The 23,108-nt window shown below is 55.1% G+C and carries 24 protein-coding genes; 9 read left to right on the top strand and 15 right to left on the bottom strand.

Features of this window, described 5'->3' with window-relative positions; translation table 11 throughout:
• Positions 1–33: 33 nt before the first annotated feature.
• Entirely contained in the window at positions 34–2,481 is a 2,448-nt protein-coding gene (locus tag ACT3R4_RS12815; RefSeq protein ID WP_441679252.1) for an LPS-assembly protein LptD, read from the bottom strand.
• 70 nt (positions 2,482–2,551) lie between these two features.
• Between ACT3R4_RS12815 and ACT3R4_RS12810 the strand changes: the two genes are divergently transcribed.
• From ACT3R4_RS12810 to speD, 4 genes are all read left to right on the top strand, one after another.
• Positions 2,552–3,562 (top strand): aminoglycoside phosphotransferase family protein, encoded by a 1,011-nt coding sequence (locus tag ACT3R4_RS12810; RefSeq protein ID WP_441679253.1) that lies wholly within the window; start codon positions 2,552–2,554, stop codon positions 3,560–3,562.
• Positions 3,559–4,218: an N-acetylmuramate alpha-1-phosphate uridylyltransferase MurU gene (gene murU / locus ACT3R4_RS12805; RefSeq protein WP_193054469.1), complete on the top strand. Its 660-nt coding sequence runs from the start codon at positions 3,559–3,561 to the stop codon at positions 4,216–4,218. Before ACT3R4_RS12810 ends, murU begins: the two co-directional genes overlap by 4 nt.
• 108 nt (positions 4,219–4,326) lie before the next feature.
• A complete protein-coding gene (locus tag ACT3R4_RS12800) occupies positions 4,327–4,746 on the top strand; it encodes an OsmC family protein (RefSeq protein ID WP_087112043.1) in 420 nt (139 codons plus the stop codon).
• A 229-nt stretch (positions 4,747–4,975) separates the two neighbouring features.
• Positions 4,976–5,770: an adenosylmethionine decarboxylase gene (gene speD, locus ACT3R4_RS12795; protein WP_172117503.1), complete on the top strand. Its 795-nt coding sequence runs from the start codon at positions 4,976–4,978 to the stop codon at positions 5,768–5,770.
• A 73-nt stretch (positions 5,771–5,843) separates the two neighbouring features.
• Here the strand turns inward: speD and lpxL are convergent, their stop codons facing one another.
• The 12 genes from lpxL to ACT3R4_RS12735 form a co-directional block, all read right to left on the bottom strand.
• Positions 5,844–6,761: an LpxL/LpxP family Kdo(2)-lipid IV(A) lauroyl/palmitoleoyl acyltransferase gene (gene lpxL / locus ACT3R4_RS12790; RefSeq protein ID WP_441679254.1), complete on the bottom strand. Its 918-nt coding sequence runs from the start codon at positions 6,759–6,761 to the stop codon at positions 5,844–5,846.
• A gap of 9 nt (positions 6,762–6,770) precedes the next feature.
• Positions 6,771–7,871: an alanine racemase gene (gene alr / locus ACT3R4_RS12785; protein WP_441679255.1), complete on the bottom strand. Its 1,101-nt coding sequence runs from the start codon at positions 7,869–7,871 to the stop codon at positions 6,771–6,773.
• 112 nt (positions 7,872–7,983) lie between these two features.
• On the bottom strand, positions 7,984–8,958 hold the full coding sequence (gene rpoS / locus ACT3R4_RS12780) for an RNA polymerase sigma factor RpoS (protein WP_087112035.1): 975 nt from the start codon (positions 8,956–8,958) through the stop codon (positions 7,984–7,986).
• Positions 8,959–9,116: 158 nt separating this feature from the next.
• Entirely contained in the window at positions 9,117–10,175 is a 1,059-nt protein-coding gene (locus ACT3R4_RS12775; RefSeq protein WP_087112033.1) for a peptidoglycan DD-metalloendopeptidase family protein, read from the bottom strand.
• Between the two features lie 17 nt (positions 10,176–10,192).
• Positions 10,193–11,152, bottom strand: a complete 960-nt coding sequence (locus ACT3R4_RS12770) for a DUF368 domain-containing protein (protein ID WP_087112031.1) — start codon at positions 11,150–11,152, stop codon at positions 10,193–10,195.
• Entirely contained in the window at positions 11,149–11,826 is a 678-nt protein-coding gene (locus tag ACT3R4_RS12765; RefSeq protein ID WP_441679256.1) for a protein-L-isoaspartate(D-aspartate) O-methyltransferase, read from the bottom strand. Before ACT3R4_RS12765 ends, ACT3R4_RS12770 begins: the two co-directional genes overlap by 4 nt.
• A complete protein-coding gene (gene surE, locus ACT3R4_RS12760) occupies positions 11,813–12,559 on the bottom strand; it encodes a 5'/3'-nucleotidase SurE (protein ID WP_087112027.1) in 747 nt (248 codons plus the stop codon). Before surE ends, ACT3R4_RS12765 begins: the two co-directional genes overlap by 14 nt.
• 36 nt (positions 12,560–12,595) lie before the next feature.
• Positions 12,596–13,636 (bottom strand): tRNA pseudouridine(13) synthase TruD, encoded by a 1,041-nt coding sequence (truD, locus tag ACT3R4_RS12755; protein ID WP_087112025.1) that lies wholly within the window; start codon positions 13,634–13,636, stop codon positions 12,596–12,598.
• Positions 13,629–14,117 carry a 2-C-methyl-D-erythritol 2,4-cyclodiphosphate synthase gene (ispF, locus tag ACT3R4_RS12750; protein WP_441679257.1) on the bottom strand — a complete coding sequence of 163 codons (489 nt, stop codon included), beginning with the start codon at positions 14,115–14,117 and terminating at the stop codon, positions 13,629–13,631. The genes truD and ispF overlap by 8 nt, the downstream gene beginning before the upstream one ends.
• Positions 14,117–14,824, bottom strand: coding sequence for a 2-C-methyl-D-erythritol 4-phosphate cytidylyltransferase (ispD, locus tag ACT3R4_RS12745; RefSeq protein ID WP_192527405.1), 708 nt, complete (start codon positions 14,822–14,824; stop codon positions 14,117–14,119). Before ispD ends, ispF begins: the two co-directional genes overlap by 1 nt.
• A gap of 50 nt (positions 14,825–14,874) precedes the next feature.
• Complete coding sequence (ftsB, locus tag ACT3R4_RS12740) at positions 14,875–15,228, bottom strand: cell division protein FtsB (protein ID WP_192527404.1); 354 nt, start codon at positions 15,226–15,228, stop codon at positions 14,875–14,877.
• Positions 15,229–15,280: 52 nt separating this feature from the next.
• Entirely contained in the window at positions 15,281–16,444 is a 1,164-nt protein-coding gene (locus tag ACT3R4_RS12735; protein WP_441679258.1) for a GNAT family N-acetyltransferase, read from the bottom strand.
• 198 nt (positions 16,445–16,642) lie between these two features.
• Between ACT3R4_RS12735 and ACT3R4_RS12730 the strand changes: the two genes are divergently transcribed.
• Positions 16,643–17,998, top strand: coding sequence for an aldehyde dehydrogenase family protein (locus tag ACT3R4_RS12730; protein ID WP_441679259.1), 1,356 nt, complete (start codon positions 16,643–16,645; stop codon positions 17,996–17,998).
• 398 nt (positions 17,999–18,396) lie between these two features.
• The gene (locus tag ACT3R4_RS12725) at positions 18,397–19,248 is read left to right on the top strand and encodes a MurR/RpiR family transcriptional regulator (protein ID WP_087112013.1); all 852 of its coding nucleotides are present in this window, start codon (positions 18,397–18,399) and stop codon (positions 19,246–19,248) included.
• Between the two features lie 26 nt (positions 19,249–19,274).
• Here the strand turns inward: ACT3R4_RS12725 and ACT3R4_RS12720 are convergent, their stop codons facing one another.
• Positions 19,275–19,628 carry a RidA family protein gene (locus ACT3R4_RS12720; protein ID WP_193054457.1) on the bottom strand — a complete coding sequence of 118 codons (354 nt, stop codon included), beginning with the start codon at positions 19,626–19,628 and terminating at the stop codon, positions 19,275–19,277.
• Positions 19,629–19,698: 70 nt separating this feature from the next.
• Positions 19,699–20,181 (bottom strand): Lrp/AsnC family transcriptional regulator, encoded by a 483-nt coding sequence (locus ACT3R4_RS12715; RefSeq protein WP_441679260.1) that lies wholly within the window; start codon positions 20,179–20,181, stop codon positions 19,699–19,701.
• 247 nt (positions 20,182–20,428) lie between these two features.
• Between ACT3R4_RS12715 and ACT3R4_RS12710 the strand changes: the two genes are divergently transcribed.
• From ACT3R4_RS12710 to crcB (ACT3R4_RS12700), 3 genes are all read left to right on the top strand, one after another.
• Positions 20,429–22,123 carry a 2-isopropylmalate synthase gene (locus ACT3R4_RS12710; protein ID WP_441679261.1) on the top strand — a complete coding sequence of 565 codons (1,695 nt, stop codon included), beginning with the start codon at positions 20,429–20,431 and terminating at the stop codon, positions 22,121–22,123.
• 126 nt (positions 22,124–22,249) lie between these two features.
• Complete coding sequence (crcB, locus tag ACT3R4_RS12705) at positions 22,250–22,636, top strand: fluoride efflux transporter CrcB (protein ID WP_441679262.1); 387 nt, start codon at positions 22,250–22,252, stop codon at positions 22,634–22,636.
• Entirely contained in the window at positions 22,633–23,022 is a 390-nt protein-coding gene (gene crcB, locus ACT3R4_RS12700; RefSeq protein ID WP_193054453.1) for a fluoride efflux transporter CrcB, read from the top strand. The genes crcB (ACT3R4_RS12705) and crcB (ACT3R4_RS12700) overlap by 4 nt, the downstream gene beginning before the upstream one ends.
• The last annotated feature ends 86 nt before the right edge of the window (positions 23,023–23,108 follow it).

The following is a 23,108-nucleotide window of genomic DNA, read 5'->3' as shown; positions in this document are numbered from 1 at the left end:
AAAGTCTCTTTCAGTCGCCATTCAAGAACGTCGTTACAAGGGAGTAGGACGGTAACCAGGAATGGTCCGTTCAAAATAGCTGTCAGCCTCTTGGCCAACGCCGCCCAAGCCACGGAATACAAAGCGTAAAAATAGCCCGCGATCGTTGAAGTCATCTGCAACACGCGCAGTGTCGTTATCATCCACCCACTCGCGCCAAACAAGCTGCACGCCGTAGCAGCAGTCGTTCCATTGTACCCCTGCCAGTTTTTCAAGCGCACGATCATTGGTTTGGTCGTGAAGATACCGGCCTATCAGATCCACCCTTGGGCTGGTTTTCCAGGCAAATGACACGTCCCACTCTTCGCGGTTGTAATCACGAAAGCCATCATCGCCTGGTAACGTATCAGGGTCGAAGCCTTCGATCTCCCAACGGTAACCCAGGTTCACTACATGGCCTTCAGGGTGCCGATAACGCAGGTCAAAGCGAGTGCGTTCCGTCTTTTCACGGTGATCATCGTAAAGCCATTCGTAGCCGGTACTCCAGCGATCATTGATCTGCCAGTCCAGCCGGGTTACCAGAGGCGAACGATCACGCGTGGCCTGATAGTAACGCTGCGGGTTAACGTAAGGGTCTTCTTCTGGCCGCGCTGGCAGGGTATCCGGGTCTCCGTCACTATCAATACGGCGGTCCGAAAAATAGAGACTTTGCCCGATACCGAATGTTAGACGATCACGGCCACTGTCATCTTCGATAAAGCGCGTCTGCACACCCACTGACACACGGTTAAGATCGCCGACCCGATCCCCGCCGGAGAAGCGATGGGGCGACCACAGTTGGTCCCACGAGAAAGCCCGCTCACGACTATCGAAATCGGGTAGCTGGGTCTGGTTCTTGCGGGGTACATAGGCATAGTTAAACCGCGGCTCCAGCGTTTGCCGGTAGCCGCGATTTCCAAGCTCCAGTTCACGCTCAAATACCAGGCCGCCATCCACCGACGTCACCGGCACAGTTCGACTTGGTGAGGTATTGCGCTCCGTTTCACGGTCACCGTAGTCCAACTCGTAGGCGGTATACCAAAGCTCAGCCCGTGGTTCGATATATCCCCAGGGCTTTTCTTCGCGCCAGCCGACGGCCGGCGTTAAGTGTAGACGCGTGCCGGTTGCCGCCTCGCGTTCCGGCACCAGCCGCTCATCCACGTCACGCCAAAAATAGGTCGCGTTGGAGCGCCATTCGCTGAAGAAGCCACTGCCTAGCTGCCAATTGGAATTCGCGGTCAGGCTGGGCAAGCGGTAGAACGGCTTATCAGAGTCGCTAAGCGGGTCTTCAAGGCGCTGAAAGCCTTGCGCCCTGGCATCGAGATACCACTGGTCACCCTGATAATCTATCTGGGCAAGCCGCTCCAGGCTTACGCGGTCGCTCCCCCCAAACTCATCACCGAAGTCGTCGAAATAGCGGCCGTCACTGGAAGCGCCATAGCGCAACCGATAATTGCTGCGGCTGTTGACTCGGCCCGCATGGCGCGCATCGACATACCAACGGGTTTCGCCAGCAAAGCGGTCACTACCACTGTTACCTCCGTCGTCCCTACTTAAGTACCCCCCCTCAACGGTTCCCTCGCTTTCCGAAAACAGGTAGCGGTATTCACCGTTGAGCAGCAACCCACGGTCACTCATCCAACGCGGCGTAATGGTGGCGTCGTGATTAGGGGCGATATTCCAGTAAAACGGCTGTGCGTAGTTAAATCCATCTGACGAAAACCCGATAGCCGGGGACAACAGCCCCGTGTGACGCTTATCGTCGATAGGGAAGCGCAACCACGGCCAGTAAAAAACAGGCACGTCTTTTACTTTTAAGCGGGCATGCGTCGCGGTACCAAACCCCGACTCCTGATTTAGGCGTATATCACTGCTCACCAGCTCCCAGGTATTGGCGCCGGGTTCACAGGTCGTAAAGGTGGCATCTCGCAAGCGATACTGAGACTCGCCTGTTTGCTCAAGCTGACTTGCCTGGCCACGCAAACGCTCTTCATACAGCACATAGTGGCTGTTACGCACACTCGCGCGATCTTCATTGAGCATTAAGGTGGCGCTGTCGCCACGCACCAACGCTTGGCCATCACGCAAAGCGAGATTACCCTCAGCATCCACCTGCTCACGGTTTGCGGGTAAATAAATGCGTTCGGCTTCTAATTCCGAATTACCACGTCGCAATACCACATCGCCTCGCAGCAATGCCTCGCCATCGGCGGCGTAATCTACGTCCTGGGTTTCAACTGACAGCGTTTCCGGGTTCTGCTCTACAGGCAACCGGTAGCTGGGCATCACGTACCGGCCACGGCACAACTGTTGTGACGCTTCATCTCCTTCCCAGGCCTGCCAGTCAAGCGCTTGTGCGGGCAGCGCTTGATTCTGCGCCACCACCGAGAACGAGGCGCTAGCGAGCAAACTGCCCATCAGCGTATGCGCAACCGGTATGATGCGCGAAAATCGCTTGCCCATGTTCGTTATCCTTGGCATCCAGAATAGGTATTATACAGCCCGCATGATGCCCGACCAGCAAGGAGCTTGCATGTCCTCTTTACGGATTGATGCCCTCACCCGATGGGCCGCAGAACAAAACAGCCTAAATCCGGCGTTGATTACCCTCTCACCAGCGGGCGGCGACGCCAGCTTTCGGGGCTATTTTCGTCTAACACTACCTAATGGCGACACCCAAATAGTCATGGATGCACCGCCTGCTCAAGAGGATTCAGCCCCTTTTGTTACCATTGGCCACCGTTGGTACGCGGCGGGCTTACCCGTTCCCAAAATTTATGCCGCGAATTTAGACGACGGTTTTTTACTGCTGGACGATTTAGGCAGTACCCCCATGCAGGACCGGTTTACCGATAGTGCCGCGGCGATTCAGTATCATGAAAAAGCTCTGGGCTTGATTGCCGAGCTGCAAAACAGGGCCAGCCCAACCGCACTTCCCGACTATGATGCTGCGCTATTGGCTCGTGAACTCGACCTGTTCCCTGAGTGGTGCATGGATAAGTGGCTGAGGCTACCTTGCCCATCCAGCTGGGAGGCACTGCGCACAGACCTTATTCACCGGGCGCTTCAACAGCCGACGGTTAGCGTTCACCGTGATTTTGATGCCATGAACATCATGATCAACCATGACCGCTTATATATGATCGACTTTCAGGACGCCGTGGCAGGGCCGATTAGCTACGACGTTATTTCCTTGCTGCGAGGCCGCTATTGGCGCTTTAGTGCGGCCCAATTCGCCGAGCTGGCCACCCTGTTCTATCGCCAGGCCCGCAGCGATGGGCGCCTGTCCAGTGTACTAACAGAGGCCGACTTTATTACCCAGTGCCACGCCATGGCCGCTCAGCGTTCGTTAAAAGTGTTGGGGATTTTTTGTCGGTTAACGCTACGTGACCACAAACAGGGCTACCTGGCACGCTTACCCCACTTCCTGGATCACCTTGAAGATAGCCTGAATGGCCTGCCCGAACACGTCGCCTTTGCCAACTGGGTAAGGCTCACGCTGCGCCCAGCCATTCTGCAACGCCTGGCGGAAGAGCATCCATGAAAGCGATGATATTAGCGGCCGGTTTAGGCAAGCGGATGCGCCCGTTAACCGACCACTGCCCCAAGCCCTTGCTCCCGGTCGCGGGGAAGCCGCTGATCGTTCATCACCTGGAGCGGCTTCAGCGGGCAGGTATTGAAGACGTCATTATTAATGTCAGCTATCGCGCCGAGCAAATCATTCAAGCGATAGGCGATGGCCGGGCCTACGGTGTCAATATTCAGTGGAGCCATGAGGCCACGCCGCTTGAAACGGGCGGAGGCATTCAAAAGGCGCTACCGCTGCTGGGCGAGGAACCCTTTCTGCTGGTCAATGGTGATGTGTGGTGTGACTACCTGCCCGCCAACACTCAGCTAAAAAGGGGCGATCTGGCGCACCTGATACTGGTGAATAACCCTGACCATCATCCTGAAGGCGACTTTGCCCTGGATAAGGGGCGCGTTCTTAATCAAGGCGCACAGCGTTATACCTATGCCGGTGTCAGCATTATTCATCCCAAGCTGTTGGCTGACCAGCCCACCGAGGCGTTTGCGCTCGCGCCACTATTAAAAAATGCGATGCATGAACAGCAGGTGTCAGGGGAACACTTCGCAGGACACTGGGTTGATGTAGGAACACCCGAACGCCTTGTCGCCCTGGAGCACTTTTTAAGCCAGTAAATCCCCTCGTTATAAGAAGGCCCAGAGTGGGGATTCAAACAGTGCGCCCAGGCAAAGAAATGTTATGCTGCGCGACTTACCTGTCGTCGCCAAGATAAGGAGAGCCACGTGAAAGCAAGGGTAAAATGGACGGATGGCCGTCAATTTATCGCCGAGTCGGGCAGTGGGCACAGCGTTGTGATCGATGGCCCACCCGACCACGGCGGCCGCAATACCGGGCCTCGTCCCATGGAAATGCTGCTGATGGGCATGGGCAGTTGCACGGCGTTTGATATCCTGAATATTCTCGATAAAGCCCGTGCCGATGTGACCGACTGTGTTGCCGAATTGGATGCTGAGCGCGCCGATGAAGTGCCTGCCGTATTCACCAAAATTCATGTTCACTTCGTGGTCACAGGCCGAGCGCTAAAAGAGAAGCAAGTTGCACGTGCCGTAGAGCTTTCCGCCGAAAAGTACTGCAGTGCGTCCATTATGCTTGTCAAAGGCGGTGTTGAAATTACGCACTCCTTTGAAATTGTAGAGGCTTGAGGCAGAGCGACGACGCTCGCTCCTTCGGCCTACGATGCAGCACAGCGAAAAAAAATGCCCTGCCCGGATGCATCCCCTGCCCCGGCCGGGCATAATACGCCTCCTTGTATTCCCCCTGACTGCCCTGCAAGTGCTTTTAGAACATGCGCACCACGTATGGCATTAGGTTTTTCTCGGTTCCGGCGCTGGCTCGTCGGGGTGTCTTCATCAGCCATAGGGAGGTTCGGACATGACAGATAGTCTCCGACTCCACGGGTTCAATAACCTGACCAGCTCGCTGAGCTTTAATATTTACGACATCTGCTATGCCAAGACCGAAGAGCAACGTACCGCTTATATCGACTATATCGATGAGCTGTACAACGCCGAACGGCTGACGCAAATTTTGAAGGATGTCACCAATATTATCGGTGCGCATGTGTTGAATATTGCCCGTCAAGATTATGAACCTCACGGGGCAAGCGTCACCATTCTCATTGCTGAACATGAGCTTGATGAAGCCAACCCTGAAAACACAGAACCAGGCCCTGGTCCGCTGCCTGAAACCGTGGTTGCCCATCTGGATAAGAGCCATGTCACCGTACATAGCTACCCGGAATCGCATCCTGACAACGGCATCAGCACCTTCCGTCTGGATATCGACGTATCAACGTGTGGGCATATCAGCCCGCTGAAAGCGCTGAACTATCTGATTCACAGCTTTGATTCTGATATCGTCACCATGGATTACCGTGTGCGCGGCTTCACCCGGGACGTCGACGGTAAAAAGCTGTTCATCGATCACGAGATCGCCTCGATCCAGGATTACCTGGCGGAAGATACCAAGCAGGCGTATCAGATGATGGACGTGAACGTGTATCAGGACAACATGTTCCATACCAAGATGCTGCTGAAAGACTTCGAGCTCGACAATTACCTGTTCGGCAAGTCGCGTCGCGACATTACGTTTGAAGAAGCCCGCGATATCGAAAGCCGCCTGCGCAAAGAGATGCTGGAAATCTTCTACTCACGTAACCTGGATTAATGCCTGAGTAGCTAACAACAGCCACAAAGAAGCCGGCATCGCGCCGGCTTCTTTGTATCTAAAAAAACCGTATCTAATAGAAACCTTCATCATCCCCTTCAGGGCGCGTTTTAAAGCGCCGATGCAGCCACAGGTACTGCTCGGGGTGCTTGCGAATGGCACGCTCAATAAACTGATTAACCCGCGTTGCGTCGTTAACTTCATCGTTACTGGGAAAGTTTTCAAACGCAGGTAGGCACTCAATCGTATAGGTGCGGTTATCCGGGTTGCGATGAAACATCAGCGGCACCACCGGCGCGCCCGTCATACGAGCGATTTTAGACGTTAGCCGAATGGTGGCCGCCTGCTGACCAAACAAGGGGGCAAATACACTGACATCCGGCCCAAAGTCCTGGTCGGGTGAATACCAGACAATATGCCCTGCCTTGATACGTCGCACCACGCCGCGCAGATCGTGTCGATCTATCGCCTGGCCGAAAATACGTGAACGAGCACGCGTCATAAAGCGCTCGAAAAGCGGGTTATTATGCGGGCGATATACGACATCCGCCGGAAAGAACAGCGAATGCAGCGCGCCCCCCAAATCAAGCGTTGAGAAGTGGATCCCGACGACCAACACCCCCTTGCCTTGGGCTTTGGCATGCGCCAAGTGCTCCTGACCATGGTACGCCACTCGATGACGAAATCCTTCTGCCTCCCGACACCAGCCAGTCGCGGTTTCCACCAAGCCAATACCGTTAGCAATAAAGGTATCCTTCACCAACTTTCGCTGTTCATCGGCACTCTTTTCCGGGAAGCAAAGCGCCAGGTTGGTGGCCGTAATGTCCCGCCGCCGTTTGGCAAAGCGCCATGCCAAAAGCCCGATGACCTTGCCTACCCAAAGCTTAATACTCCAAGGTAGCCAAGCCGCGATATACATCGCACCGATGGCAAGCCAGGTTCCCCAGTAGCGTGGGTGAGCAAACGACGCTGGATACTCTTTTTTCGACATACGTACCACCTACACTGAAGACTCTTGATAACGTCTGGGTACGCGTGGCAACACCCCGGTAAGCAGGGTATAGCTGATCGTATCGCAGTAGCGTGCAACCTCATCGACGGCTAACACTGCCCCATTGCTGGCCGTTCCCCAGAGCACCACCTCGCAGCCAATGGCAGCATCTTGTATATCGGTCACATCAACGGTCAACATATCCATCGACACTTTGCCGGCGATAGCACAGCGCTGCCCATTGACCAGTACCGGCGTACCGTCCACCGCATGGCGGTCATAACCATCGCCGTAACCTGCGGCCACCACCGCAATACGTGACCGGCGCGGGGTGCGCCAGCGCCCTCCGTAGCCGACGGGTTCACCTTCGTTAATCTCTCGCAAACCGATAATTTCCGAACGCAGACTCATGACCGGACGTAATTGCTGCGTGGTTGGGGTGGCCACTTCCAGTGGGTCACTGCCATAGAGCATGATGCCTGGTCGGTTCCAGTCACCGTGGGCGTCAGGCCAGGCAAGCGTCGCCGGTGAATTAGCTAAGCACAAAGGCGCATCAAGCGCCTTGGCCAGGGCCTTTAAACTCAACAGCTGCTGATTAAAATAGTGGCCGTCGCTGGCATCAGCGGTCGCAAAATGGCTCATTAAATGCAGCGCCGTAACCTGTGGTGCATTGGCCAGGCGCTGCCAGACCGCTTCCGCCTCCTCCAAGCCAAACCCCAGCCGATGCATACCCGAATCGACTTTTAACCAAACGGGAATGGGTTGGCTTGGCGAAAATGCCAGCAGCGCGTCTACCTGCCATGCGCTATGAATGGCGGTCCACAGTGCGTAGCGCTCCACCAGCGGTAACTCATCGGCGCTAAAGATACCTTCTAACAACACAATAGGTTTGCTGATGCCGCTGTTACGTAGCGCAATCGCTTCTTCGATGCACGCCACCGCAAACGCCGGGACGTGGCTTTCCAGCGCGTGAGCACACGCTACAGCGCCGTGGCCATAGGCATCCGCTTTGATAACCGCCACCGAGCGGCTTTGGGGCGCGCAGCGGCACGCCAACTGATAGTTGTGACGCAGAGCATCCAAATCGATATGGGCCGCTAGCGGGCGCATTGCGTATCTCTCTTATACATAATAAGTCATCAAAAATAGCCCCTCTAACAACAACGCACCGAGTATAAACTCGGTGCGTTCAGGCCGTGCCTACGTAGCCACGCTGTCTTGGCTAGCTTTCGAAAATCGCCTCTAGCGATAGGCCTTGCTTTTCAAGTGTACGGCGTAGCTTCTTTAATGCCTCGACTTGAATCTGTCGTACGCGCTCGCGGGTCAGGCCAATTTCAGCGCCGACCTCTTCCAGGGTGGCCGCCTCATGGCCGCGCAAACCAAAACGACGCACGACCACTTCGCGCTGTTTATCACTTAGCTCATCAAGCCAAAGATCCACGTGTTCACGCACATCACCATCCACCAGGCAACCTTCTGGGCCTTGAACGTCGTCATCGGCCAGGGTATCAATCAGTGGTTTATCACTCTCTCCACCCATGGGGTAGTCTACCGAGGAGACACGCTCATTGAGGCCAAGCATTTTCTTGACCGTATCAACCGGTTTGTCGAGATGCTCAGCAATCTCTTCGGCGGTCGCTTCATGGTCAAGCTTTTGCGTCAGCTCACGCGCGGCACGCAGATAAATATTAAGTTCTTTCACCACATGTATCGGCAGACGAATGGTGCGCGTTTGGTTCATTAGCGCGCGCTCAATGGTCTGTCGAATCCACCATGTTGCATAGGTTGAAAAGCGAAATCCACGCTCAGGGTCAAACTTTTCAACGGCACGAATAAGCCCTAAATTACCCTCTTCAATGAGATCCAGCAGCGTCAGTCCACGGTTTAGATAGCGCCGTGCAATTTTAACCACCAACCGCAGGTTAGACTCGATCATTCGAGAACGACCAAGCGGATCCCCCTTTCGCGCCAGGCGGCCATAATAGACCTCTTCTTCTGGCGTTAAGAGTGGCGAAAATCCTATTTCATTGAGGTAAATTTGCGTCGCATCCAGGCTTTGAGTCGATTGCCGGTCCTCGCGTCCTAGTGCTTTCTCAAAAGCTTCTTCTTCCGCTGCGACATCGTCGTCAGCGTTTTCCAACGCTTCTTCGGCAGCATCCAGGTCAACCTCCTGTAGATCCTTCTCCAGCATACTCATGGCCTTACCCCCGTAGTATCGCCTGCCCGCCTTTTAACATGTAAAGGTAACCACGCTTACGTGTGCGTTACTGGTGTTATTATTTTTATGCGAGCCAGCTCGTAAGGGGCTGGCTCAACAAAACCTTGCCGCTACTTGCTTATCTGGTGCTCCACTGGTTAGCGTGCGGGTAAAAACTCCATAGGATCCTCGGGCTGACCATCACGGCGCACCTCAAAGTGCAGTCTAACGCTTTCTGCATCACTGTTTCCCATGGTGGCGATCACTTCGCCTGCTTCAACCACGTCATTTTCACTAACGTTTAAGCCGTCGTTATGCGCATAGGCACTTAGGAACTGATCGTTGTGTTTAAGAAGAATAAGATTACCGTACCCACGTACACCACTACCCGCATAAACGACAATACCTGGGCCTGCGGCTTTGACAGGTTGCCCCTTTTGTCCGGCGATATCAATCCCGGCGGTAATCGAATCACCTTCTCCGAAGTTACCCGTGACTTGTCCATCTGTCGGCCATTGCCAGTTGATCGTCTCTGCGGGCGTGAACGTGCGCGATGAGCGGTCCGAACGTTCCACTGGAGCAGCCACAGGTGTTTCGGATTGAGCAACCACCTGTTCCTCAGGCTCCGATGCTGGGACTGTTTCTGGCTCAGGCTCAGGTTCAGGCCTTGGCTCGGTAGCAGCCACCTCGGGTTGAGAGGAAGATTCTTGCGGCGCACTGTTAGTTGACGCTACCTGCTGAGCACTTTCAACGGCTTGTTGTTCAGGGCGCTCAGCGTTTAAACGCTGTCCGCGTTCAATCGCCGATTCGTCAGGCAGTAGCCAATCAAGTTCCTGGTCGTTACTTGCTACTGCTGTCGCCTGCGGGTTGAGCCCGGTTGCGACAACGCCGCGCGATTCACTCGGCGTGTTTTGCGCCTGATTTGCGGGCTGGGAATTATTGCCAGCCCCAGCCCCTTCACGTAGTGCAATCATCTGTCCGGGGTGAATTTGGTAGGGCGCGTCAATATTGTTGATGGTGGCTAGCTGGCGGTAATCCAGATTATGCTGCCAAGCGATGCCATAAAGGGTGTCGCCTGGTTTGACGGTATATTGAGGCGAGTTTTCCACCACGCGACTCGCTTCACTCAAGTCACGTACTTGCGGGGTATTGTGCTGCTGATTGGCACACCCGCTAACTGCCAACACCAAGGCTGACATCATGAAGACTTTACGCATGCAAACCCTACTCCTTTTCAGCGCTGAGCCGTATTAGTTGAATCTAACGTGGTCGACTTCCCTGCCCGACGGTTCAATAGCATGACCAGCAATATACCAACGACCATCAGCAGCACCACGCCGATAATCTGCGCGGAAGCGCCGGTCAACGCCGCATAATCACTGGGCAGCAAATAACGATACTCCAAGGGTATCATTTGCCCGCTTGGGCCAACCTGATAACGCAACAGCTCGCGCCATGGCCACAGAACCGGCAACGAGCCAATAATAAACCCTAAAAGCAATTGCATCGTAAAGCCATGATGACGTCTTAACAGCCAGGATAATAGGCGCGAAAACAGCGCAAGACCTATCACACATCCCATACCAAACAGCATAATAATAGTGATGTCGAAACTGCGAATAGCCCCCATTATCGTGCCGTAGAGCCCCATAGTGAGCAACAAAAAACTGCCCGACACGCCTGGCAACAACATGGCGCTAATAGCAATACATCCCGCCACCATCACAATCGTGGCTTCATTACCGAGCAATAGTACCAAGGGCATTAAGCTCGGCAACATTCTGGCTAACAGTAAACCGGCCAACAGCGGAAATAAATACCAAAATTTCCAGCGGTCTCCCGCTTGGGCGACCACCATTCCAGAGGCGGCAACCAGCCCGAAAAAGAAGCCATCAAGCAGCAGAGGGTGCGCTTCCATCAGCCATAACGCCAAGTGCGCCACGCTGACCAGGCTAATGCCGACACCGGCCAGCAAAGGGATCAAAAAGGCCAGGTTCAAGTGCTTAACGAGGGCACGCCATCCATCACGCTGCCAAACCACCAACGCGTCAGGACCAAACTGCTTAATAGTATTGATCAGCTCTTCATAAATACCGGTAACAAAGGCAATCGTGCCCCCGGAAACTCCGGGTATGGCATCCGCGGCCCCCATCCCGGCACCTTTTAAAAAAACCCCCAAGGATTTACGCTTCAATCCACTACTCCTTGCAATAAAGGTACAAAACGCACGGGCTCAAGCCGCTGCTTCTCAAAAGCATTCCCAATGCGCTTTATCTGGGTAAGCCATTGGCTGCCATCAGGCGCTTCCAACGGCGCAATCAATACCCCATCGCGACTTAGCTGCTCGAGCAATATTTCAGGCAGTGTCTGCGCACAAGCCGTCAATAAAATAACATCGAACGGTGCCGCCGTTGACCAGCCCTCGCCGCCATCGGCAACGGTTAGCGTTACCTCTGCGCCCAAGCGCCAAAGGCGATCACTCGCTCGCTCATGCAAGGCGTAAATACGCTCAATGGAGTAAAGCTCCTTCACTAAGCGCGACAAAATCAGCGTTTGATACCCGGAACCGGTACCCACTTCCAATACACGGCGTGGCTCGGCTTTCACAACCAGCTCCGTCATCCGCGCCACGGTAAGCGGCTGTGATAACGTCTGCCCAAAACCGATAGGCAGCGCCGTATCTTCATAGGCACGATGCGCCAAAGCCTCGTCAACAAACAGATGTCTGGGCTCGCCAGCCATCACATCGAGCACATCCGGGTGTCGAATTCCCTGTTCGATCAACCGATCAATCATGCGATCCCGGGTACGCTGAGAGGTCATTCCCCGCCCGCGCCGCTCAATGGGCGAAATATCAGGCAAAGGCATCCAACCAATCCTGTACGTCACGGCACGCGGGGTGGCGCGTCAAGTCGGTTTGCAGCGGCGTAATCGATACATAACCTGCCTCGATCGCTGCAAAATCGGTATCTTCACCGTCATCCGCATTGGCAGCAACCGGCGCAATCCAATAGCGCGTCCGCCCACGTGGGTCTTCGATCGCAAGCGGTTTTTCAGCCGGGCCACGATATCCAAGCCGGGTTACCTTAACGCCTTTGATGGCTTCCCATGGCACATCTGGAACGTTAACGTTGAGCAGCGTTCTGGGCGGCAAGGAGAGTTGATCGGCGGCACCAATCAGGCTGGATGCCACTTTCGCCGCGGTGTCAAAATAACGATCACCGCATAGCGACATGGCAATCGCGATCATGCCCAGGTTGCGCCCTTCCATGGCCGCGGCCACCGTGCCTGAATAGAGCACGTCATCGCCTAAATTGCCACCGTGGTTAATCCCTGAAATAACCAGATCAGGCCGCTCATCCCACACGCCATTTACGCCTAAGTAAACGCAGTCAGCGGGCGTACCATCCACGCTATAGAAACCATTTTCCAGCGCGGTTAATGAGAGCGGGCGCGACAATGTCAGCGAGTTACTTGCCCCGCTACGGTCACGGTCCGGGGCAACGACACGCAGTTTGGCATGAGCCTCCAGCGCATCATGTAGCGCTTTCAGCCCTGGGGCGTAAACACCGTCGTCGTTAGAGAGCAGCAGTCGCCGCATTGATGCCTCCTTGTTGATCAAGCGTAACCTGGCGGCTTACGCCATATCCGGGTGATGAATGAGCTCACCGATAACGGCGGTAGCAAAACTGCCTCGGGGTAGTGCAAACGAGAGTAGCACGGCATCAGATTCCCAAGTGAGCTGGGGCGCCGTTAATCGCATACGCAGTGCTCTATGGGAGCGTTTCACACCGCTTGCTTCCAAACCTTTACACAACTCAGGATGCTGACGGGCTAACTGCGCCTCGTAGCGCCCTGCCTCATCAACGGCGTTTTCACCAATGCCCCAAAGCGCCGCGGTTGGATGCACGTCCAGCTCAGTGGCACGCGTTATCAACGACTCGTCCACCGCGTCGACGCCGAATACGCTTTGGGTGCCGTCAAGCATCACGGTATCGCCTGGGATAGGCTGGTGCCAGTTGCCGTCCGCCAAGCGAGCGCTTAGTAGCTCATTAAATAGGAAGCTTCGCGCAGTAGAGAGCAGCATTCCTTGACGGTCGTCACGTTTGCGCCACCCCCGTGCGAGTAGTGCCTCGGCACGCTGTAAATTACGCGCCTCAGGGCCGAACCGCTGGGGGCCAAAATAGTTGGGCGCCCCGAGCTGGCAAAGTGCCTGCCAGCGATTAACGAAATCATCCGCTGTTATCGCGTCGCCACTCAATCGTAACGTAAACGCGTTGGTGCGATGAACGCCACGTTTTAGTTTGCGTGGATGACGCACGCTTTCAAGCACCGTGATGCCCAATCCGCCCAGTGCTGACACCAGGTCAGCAGGCGCGTCACGCCCTGGCAAGTGAATGCTTAACCATTGGCGCGTCACGGCTATTCGGTCCTTCATGCCTGAATAGCCAATATCTCGCGGGGTCACACCGCATAATCGGCTGACACTTTTCACCACATCCAGCGTGGTCTGATTGCGTTTTTCAATCCGCAGCCAAAGATGCTCACCATGCGATTCGGGCGTGAAGTCCAGCTGCTCATCAACCAAAAAATCCTCAGGTTGGGCCCGATAATGCCCCGGCTTGGGCGGCCCAAACGCAGCATCCAAAGAGCGTGCCCACTGAGGCAGCTTACTCATTCAACGCCTCAGGCCGGCCGAGTAAAACCACTGTTTCAGCAGCAATGCCTTCACCGCGCCCGGTAAACCCTAACCGTTCCGTCGTGGTGGCCTTAACGTTTACCTGGCCCAAGGAAACATTCAAAGTGTCAGCAATGGTTTGACGCATTGTCGCAATATGCGGTGCCATTTTGGGCGCTTGAGCCATCAGGGTCGCGTCCAGGTTTACAATCTCATAACCTTCCGCCCGAACCAGGCTCATCACATGGCGCAGCAGCATACGACTATCAGCGCCTTTCCATTCGGAGTCTGTATCGGGAAAGTGATGACCAATATCGCCCAGCGCGCAGGCACCTAACAGCGCATCGCTTACCGCATGAAGCAGCACATCGCCATCGGAGTGTGCGACAAAGCCTTGTGAAAACGGCAGTTTAACGCCACCAATCATTAAGTGGTCGCCGGGGCCGAACCGGTGAACATCAAAGCCATGACCAATTCGCATTAAGCCTCCTGAGTAAACGTATCTGATTGTGCTGACAAAATGGCGGCGGCGAGGGCAAGGTCATCCGGATGCGTCACTTTTAAATTATCGCGCCGCCCGCTAACCAGTTGTGGCTGCCTACCCAGCGCCTCGACCGCTGACGCCTCATCGGTCACCATGCGTTTTTGATGCCGGGCACTCTCAAGTGCCTGGCGCAATAGCCCGTAATGAAACCCCTGGGGTGTCAGCGCATGCCAAAGTCCTTCCCGGGGTTCTGTACAGGTACTTTGCTGTTCGGCATTGGCCCGTTTCATGGTATCTGCCACCGGCATCGCCAATAGCGCCCCGCCGGTGTGATGAGTGACCGCCTGATACAGGGCGTGCAGGTCGTCCGTGGTAATACACGGGCGAGCCACATCGTGCACCATCACAATATCGTCATCCTGTGCGGGTATGGCATGTAGCGCGTTGAGTACGCTATCCATGCGCTCGATGCCGCCGGTTACGCGCTGCCAGGCCGCAAAAGGAACCCATTCAGCCTGAAACCACTGATCATCGCTGTCCAGGCAGAGCACTAACGACGCCTTGGGAAACGCCTCGTAAAGCCGTGCCAGAGTGTGCACCAGTATCGGGTGCTCACCTAACATCAGGTACTGTTTGGGTTTATCGGCTCCCATGCGACGCCCTTGCCCAGCGGCAGGCACGATAAGCCAAAGCGTTTTTTTCACAGCCGCTTACCTGACATATTCACTGCTCGTTTACTCACTATGCCGATTACTCATGGTGGCGATTGCTCACGGTCTAGTCGTGGTTGGACCACCAGGCCTGCGTTAATACCTATCAACTCGGTCGTTATGGCGACACCCGGCACCCAGAAAAACTGTTCATCGCTACGCACCATGCCCATATCACTTCGGGCCCGTTCTTCAATAGCGTCCAGCCCGGTTTTAAGATCGGTGACCTCGGCCGCTAAGCGTGCGTTGCGCTCGCGCATGGGCAAGTTGGCCTCTTCCTGCACAGTAACGCGCTGCTCGACTATTTGCAGGTCACGCCAGCCGCCATTACCTAACCAAAGCGTGTACTGGAGCAAACCCAGTACGACAAGTAGCGCTACCACAACCCATTTGTGCATCACCGATCTCCCAAGGCAGTAACGGCGCGCATTATGCCACTATGCAGAACCATCAGCGAGCCGCAGGCACTTTAAAAGGCAGCGCTTGAAAAGCCGCCTCACGATACGCGCTCACTTGAGCGCCCTCCGCCTGGCAAAACTGGGCAACACCCGCCGCCAAGCCGGGATGGTTCATATAGTGCAGCGAACGAACGCGTTGAGGGGCGAAACCGCGTACTAGCTTATGTTCACCCTGAGTGCCTGGGTCAAAGCGCGTCAGCCCATTCTGCAAACAGTACTCAATGCCTTGGTAATAGCAGGCTTCAAAATGCAGACAATCAGCCTCCACTTCACTTCCCCAGTAGCGGCCATACAGCGTGTGCTCACCTCGAAAATAGAGCGCCGACGCGACTGGCTGGCCATTCAACTGCGCCTGCACCAGCATCAATGCTTCGGGCATGGTCTGGCGTAACTGTTCAAAGAAGGCATGACTTAAATAGGGCGAGCGACCGCGCTCCAGATACGTCATTGAATAACAGCGATAGAAGTGCGTCATTGTTGCCTGGGTGATGTCCTGGCCCTCCAGGCGCACCACATTTAGCCCTTGTTCGGCCACCAGGCGCCGTTCACGCTTGATCATTTTGCGCCGTTTGGATGTCAGGCTTGCCAGGAAACCATCAAAGTCACCAAATCCTGCGTCCTGCCACTGAAATTGAAGCCCTTCGCGGACGGTTAATTGGGGAAACTGCATCTGCCAGGCCGTCACATCATGTTCATCGGCAAACAATAAATGCCAGCTGGAGAGCGCCCCTTGATGACAAAGCGTTTGCCAGGCTGACGCTAGCAGAGCACGGATAGCCTCAGCATTTAGATGGCTAGCAAGTAACGTGCGCACCCCCGGCACAGGAGTAAACGGGATAGCGCTGAGCGCTTTAGGATAATAGGTGCCACCGGCTCTCTCGAACGCTTCCGCCCATCCCCAATCAAACACATACTCACCGTAAGAGTGATGTTTACGGTACATGGGAAGCGCGCCTACCAGTTGGCCTGCTTGCCAAACGCAAGCATGGCAGGGCTCCCATCCTGTCTCACGACTCACCGAGCCACTCGCCTCCAGCGCATGCAAAAATGCATGGCGCAGAAAAGGCTGATCGTGGCCGACCAAGGCATCCCACTGGCTTGCCTCAATATCTTCCATGGCGGATAGAGTAGAGAGTTCTAACGAGCACGCAGACATGATATCTCCCAAGAGCAAAGCGTTGGCGCCCTGTTATCCAGCCTTACTTTATCATTAACGCAGCGTTACCCTTACTATCGTCTTAACTACCGTATTATCGTCTTAACTACCGTCTTAGCCTTACGGCAAGTGCGTTAACGTAGCGCCAAGCCACTATTGCGCCCAATCACATCCAGGTACGGAAGATAAGGAGCGGCTATGAAGCACGATTTAACAGGTATCTTTAATGCCCAACGACACGCTGTTGATCAAACGCCTTTTCCCACGCTAGGTGTTCGGCGCACACGGTTGGCACGTTTAGCGCAAATGACCAAGCGCCATCAGCATGAGATTGTGCGGGCTATTCAAACGGATTTTGGCCAGCGTAGCGACACAGAAATCCGCTTGGCGGAAATTAGTGCCGTGCTTCAGGCCGTACGCTATGCGCGCCGCCACCTCTGGCGTTGGATGCGCCCCTGGCGCGTAGGTATGCCTTGGCGCCTGTTACCGGCAAGGGCACGCATAGCCCCGCAGCCATTGGGTATCATTGGGGTCATTTCCCCCTGGAACTACCCGTGGAGCCTTGCGCTACTGCCCGTTATTGACGCCTTTGCTGCCGGTAATGTGGTCATGCTAAAGCCCAGTGAGCTAACGCCTCACACCAGCGCCTTGCTCGCTCGCCTGGCTTGCCAATATTTTACCCAGGATGAACTCGTCGTCATTCAAGGAGATGCATCGACGGCTCAGGCATTTAGCAAGCTTCCCTTCGATCACCTGGTGTTTACCGGTTCGACCAGCATTGGGCGCCACGTGGCAAGTGCCGCGGCAGCAAACCTTACCCCAGTCACCCTGGAGCTAGGCGGTAAATCTCCCGCGCTGGTGGCGAGTGATGCCGACATGGATAAAGCGGCCACGGCCATTATATTCGGCAAGGGGCTTAACGGTGGACAAACGTGTCTGGCACCCGACTACGTTCTTGTGGAAAGCCGTCATCTTGAGGCTTTGGTTAGCGCACTAAGCCGTGCTATTTTCCAGCAGCGCCCTGATAGCAGAGAGGCGACCAGCCCGATCAATGATGCGCACCGCGCACGCGTAGAGGGCCTGCTGGCAGAAGCCCGTGATCACGGCTGCCGAGTCATTGATCACGGCAACCATGCACCTGCGCTGGTTATCGACCCCACCCAAACGCTTTCTGTGATGCACGAAGAGATTTTTGGCCGCGCGCTCCCCGTTATCGGTGTTAAAAATATTGAGGCGGCGATTGGGTTTGTGAATGCACGTCCGCACGCTCTAGTGGTATATGCGTTTACTAATGATAAAACGCTTCAAACGCGGTTACTGCAACATACTCGTTCCGGTGCGCTTGTTTTTAATGAAACTTTGCTGCATCACGCAGTCCCCACCTTACCGTTTGGCGGCATCGGTGAAAGTGGCATGGGGGCTTATCATGGGCGCCACGGTTTTGAGCGCTTTAGCCATTTACGTGGTGTGTTTTATCAAACGAAACATGCTACCAGCAGGCTTTTGCAGCCGCCCTACCGGCGCTGGCTTATGAAACTGCTTCGTTTACGTTAAAACTTATTCATTAGGGGCTGTTGACGTTTCATTGCAGAGATATTGGCAGGATAAGAGCAAACCCGCAGAGTAGAGGTTCCTGCACTGATTGCCGAGTTACCTTCTGGCGCGGCGCTAATGGCTGATAAAGGCTATAACAGTGATGCTATGCAGCCCCTAATAAAACGCCGTTGATCGCCAACTTGCCGTTATGATTACCCAATTAGCCCACGCGGTGGGTTGTGGTATTGTGGCAGAGGGGTTGGGACCTCCGAACAAGCCGCCTATTTACACTCTATCGGTTGCGAAGCAGCGCAAGGGTACTATTATGCTCGACCACTGCCAGCCAATGTGTTTGTTGCCTGGTGTAAAGATTGGACATCACAACCTCCTCCCCACACTGCTTTGGAGCCTGCTTAATGGCGCATGACTTGCTTGACCGCTTACGCGAACGCTTAGAAGAATTAAACCGCTCCGAGCGTAAAGTTGCTAACGTGATTCTAGACGATCCGACAGCCGCTACCAGCTTAAGCATCGCAAGCCTGGCCCAAGCCGCCAGTGTCAGCGAACCGACCGTTAATCGGTTTTGCCGCAACTTTGGCGCCAAGGGGTATCCCGACTTTAAAATCAAACTCGCCCAAAGCCTGGCGGGTGGGACACCTTACGTTACCCGAGCCGTTGAGCCCGGCGATACGGCGACCCAATACACGCAGAAAATTTTTGGCGCCACCATTGCCGCGCTGGATGAAGCCCAGCGTGATATTGATATGACGGCCATTGAACGAATGGTCGACTACCTGACCCAGGCAAAGCAGATTCACTTTTTTGGGTTAGGCGCCTCAGGTGCCGTCGCTCAGGATGCTCAACATAAGTTTTTTCGGTTCAATCTACCGGTCATGGCCTACGCCGATGTATTGATGCAGCGCATGGTAGCGGCGTCCTGCCATACGGGCGATGTGGTGGTGATTATTTCCTACACCGGACGAACCCGTGAGCTGGTAGATATCGCCCGTGTAGCCCGCGAAGCTGGCGCCGTTGTGCTGGGTATTACAGCCCCCGCGTCACCGCTTGCCAACGAGTGCAGCGCCACGCTTAACGTGGCAACCCCTGAAGACACCGACCACTACATGCCCATGACGTCAAGGGTGATTCAGCTTACCTTGATTGACGCCCTGGCCACCGGCGTCACACTACGGCGTGGCGAAGACTTCTTACCGCACTTGAAAAAAATCAAGGACAGCCTGCGCGATACCCGCTTTCCGCTGGAATAGCCCAGCCAGCTAGAAAGGCTTTCGTTCTATACGGCGGTGGTCACGGTTATTTCTACTTTTAACTCGTCGGCGGGCATCGGGGCACATACGCAGGTACGCGCTGGCGCGTAGCCTTCGGGCACCCAGGCATCCCACACCTCATTCATGGCGACGACATCGCTGCCATCCTTGAGATAAATCGTGGCGCTTAATAGCTGCTCACGGCTTGAGCCGATCTCTTTTAACAGCGCATCGACACGCGCCAGCATGCTTTCTGTCTGCGCCTTAATATCGCCATGACGCGCCTCAGGCCCCGCGACCTGGCCACATAAATAAGCAACCCCTTGGTGGATAACGGCGCGACTCATGCGGGCCTTGGTATCGTGACGTTCGATAGTCATAGAGCACTCTCCTAAAAATGGGAAAAAAACAGTGTAAACGGCGACTCAGTGACTGACCACGCTTTCCTGTTCAGCGCTCCGTGGGTACCGGCCGATGTTCGAAAACCCGGCGTAACACAAAGCTGGTATGCGCCCCTGTGACACCTTCAATACGGTTAATAACGTGCAGCAGTAAATGCTGATAATCATCCATATCCTGGACTAAAATCTTTAGCTGAAAGTCGGCAGCCTGCCCGGTAATGATCAGACATTCGATCACGTTGGGAATTGTTCGGATGTGGCGTTCAAAGTTCTCAAACCGCTCGGAGGTATGCTGGTCCATGGCAATATGCAGCAGCACCATCAGTTGGTAGCCCAACTGGCGAGCATCTACCTCGGCGCGATACTGCATAATCAAGCCGTGTTCTTCCAGCGCACGCACCCGGCGCAAACAGGGTGATGCCGAAAGGCCAATTCGATCAGCCAATTCCTGGTTACTGATCCGCCCTTCTTGCTGCAGAATAGTCAAAATTTGGCGGTCAAAACGGTCAAGCGTCAATGGTGTCACCGACATAAATAGCAGCCTCTGCTAATAAATTCCAACTTATTAAAATATACTGCCAATTAATGCCATTTTTATCCATTTTTAGCAACAACCTAGCGCTATAAACCCGTTACACTATCCACACTGCCAAAAGCAGTTAACGGTTGCGTGCCATACTCTGCATCATGAGTCTGCACCGATGAGCGTGTTTTAATGCACCAAGGCCTACGCCACAAGCGGCCAATTTCCAAGTCATTAATCCCTTAGGAATCTCACCATGTCTGCTTTCGATCATCGTAAATATCGCCCAGCACCGCGCGTTCCTGCGTTTAACCGCCAATGGCCTGACCGTGACCTTGATCGTGCGCCGATCTGGGTAAGTGAAGACCTACGTGATGGTAACCAGGCGCTGCTAGAGCCGATGACCGTTGAGCAGAAAAAGCGCTTCTGGCACCAGATCGTCAAGGTGGGCATTAAAGAAGTCATGGTGGGGTTTCCTTCCGCCAGCCAACCCGACTTTGATTTTGTGCGCTGGTTAATTGAAGAAGATCAGATTCCTGAGGATGTCACCATCGCGGTGCTGGTGCAGTGCCGCGAGCATTTGATTGAAAAAACCTTTGAGTCGTTAGTGGGTGCCAAGCGCGCTATTATCCACCTGTATAACTCGACCTCGACCATTCAGCGCGAGCGCGTGTTTGAGATGGACCGCGACGGTATTACTGATATTGCCGTTCAGGGCGCCACCTGGGTCAAACAGTATGCCGAGCGCTATCCAGACGTTGCCTGGCGTTTCGAGTACACCCCAGAAAGTTTTTCCAGCACCGAAATCGATTTCTCGCTGGCGATTTGTGAAGCGGTTATGGACGTTTGGCAGCCAACGCCTGAGAACAAGTGCATTCTCAACTTGCCGACGACCGTCGAAGTGGCTGGCCCTCACCACCACGCCGACCAGATCGAATACTTCTGCCAGCACATCAGTCGTCGCGATAGCGTGATTATCTCGGTGCATACCCACAATGACCGAGGCGGGGCGGTAGCCTCTGCGGAACTTGCCTTGCTTGCCGGTGCCGACCGTGTGGAAGGCACGCTGCTGGGTAATGGCGAGCGTACCGGCAACATGGACATCATCACGCTGGCCATGAACCTCTACAGCCAAGGGATTGATCCTAACCTTGATCTTTCCAACCCGGATGAAATCATTCAGGTCGTTCACGAGTGCACCGGCATTGCCATGCACCCGCGCCACCCTTGGGTGGGTGAAATGGTGTACACCGCCTTCTCTGGTAGCCATCAGGATGCGATTCGTAAATCCCTCAAGCACCAGAAGCCCGACGAACCGTGGCAAGTGGCTTACCTGCCGATTGATCCCCACGACATTGGCCGCGACTACCAGGCCGTGATTCGAGTCAACAGCCAGTCCGGCAAGGGCGGCATGGCCTTTTTGCTTGAGCGCGACTATGGCATAAATCTGCCTCGCTGGATGATGCTGGCCTTGGCCCCCTATGTGCAGAAAGAGAGCGAAGAGCGCGCCAGTGAACTCTCAAGCGAGATGATCCGCCAAGTGATGCTCGATAACTTCACCCAGGAAGCGCCACTGTCGCTGGCGGACTATCAGCTTTCCAAGGGCCAGCATGAAGGACTTGAAGTGACCTTATGGCAAGGTAGCGAAACCCTGCGCCTGTCCGGTTCCGGCAACGGTGCCATGTCGGCCTTTACCGCTGCCTGGCAGAAGCACTCCGGTGTTAACGTGACGATTATCGACTACAGTGAGCACTCGCTGGGCGGTGGTAGCGAAGCCAACGCAATTGCCTTTGTACAGTTGAGCGTTGATGGCCAGCGCATTTGCGCCGTTGCCGAAGATAGCGACACGGTCAGCGCTTCTTTGAAAGCTCTGATCTCGGGCATCAACCGCGTCTCCACTACAAACGCGGGAGCAGCGCTAAACCATCAGGGCAGCATCCTGTCGGCCTAACGATCTATAAGTAATATACCCATGCCTTGCGTGACGACCCACGCAAGGCATTTTTCTGCGCCTTGAAAACGCATGTTAGAATTGGCCGCTTATCGGAGACCCCTTTTGTTAGCCAGTGGAGAAAACATGGGTCCGGGCATCGCAAGCGTACTGCTTATCGCACTGGGCGGCGCACTCGGGGGAATGGTCAGGTTTGCTCTTTCCAACCTGATGGCGCGCTGGCTGGGCAAGGCGTTTCCCTGGGGCACGCTCGTCGTTAACGCGACCGGCGCGCTGGCCGCAGGCTGGCTACTGGGCAGCCAAGGCCTGCCTGACACACCAACGGCATTCTGGCTGTTTAGCGTAACTGGCCTACTCGGCGGCTACACCACGGTCTCATCGTTTAGCCTGCAAACCCTTGAACTTTGGCAAGGCGGCCAATCGGGCCGTGCGGCACTCAACGTGGGCGGCACACTGGTGCTGGGCATTGGCATGGCAGCGTTGGGCTGGGCGCTGGCAGGGCACCGCGTATGAGGACTTGGAAATGCTACCTTGCCGTCGGGGTTGGTAGCGGCCTGGGCAGCGCACTGCGCTACGCCGTATCGCTTGTCTCCCAAGCGGCCTTGGGTAGCTATTTCCCGTGGGGCACGCTGATCGTCAACGTACTGGGGTCGGGTTTGATCGGCTGGATAGCCGCCACCGCGCTACGTGCACCCCATAGCAAACTGACCTACTGGCACCCGCTGCTCGTGGCAGGTTTTTGCGGCGGCTTTACGACCTTTTCACTGTTTAGCCTGGAAACGCTGCATTTCCTTAACCATGGCCAAGGCTGGTGGGGGCTTTCGTACGTGCTGGTGAGCCTGCCGCTATGGCTATTGGCCGCCATGGCAGGCGAGCGCTTGGCACTTCGCCGCCAATAAATACTCAAGAAAAATCACTCAGGGAAAACCAATGCGCGAGCAGATGGAAAAACACCAGTGCTGGATTTACCTGGTCTGCATTGGCC

The sequence above is a fragment of the Halomonas sp. AOP7-E1-9 genome, from assembly GCF_052376035.1.
Lineage (GTDB): Bacteria > Pseudomonadota > Gammaproteobacteria > Pseudomonadales > Halomonadaceae > Vreelandella > Vreelandella citrativorans.
The sequence above is the reverse complement of the archived record's forward strand: the minus strand, read 5'-3'. Positions and strand labels throughout refer to the sequence as shown.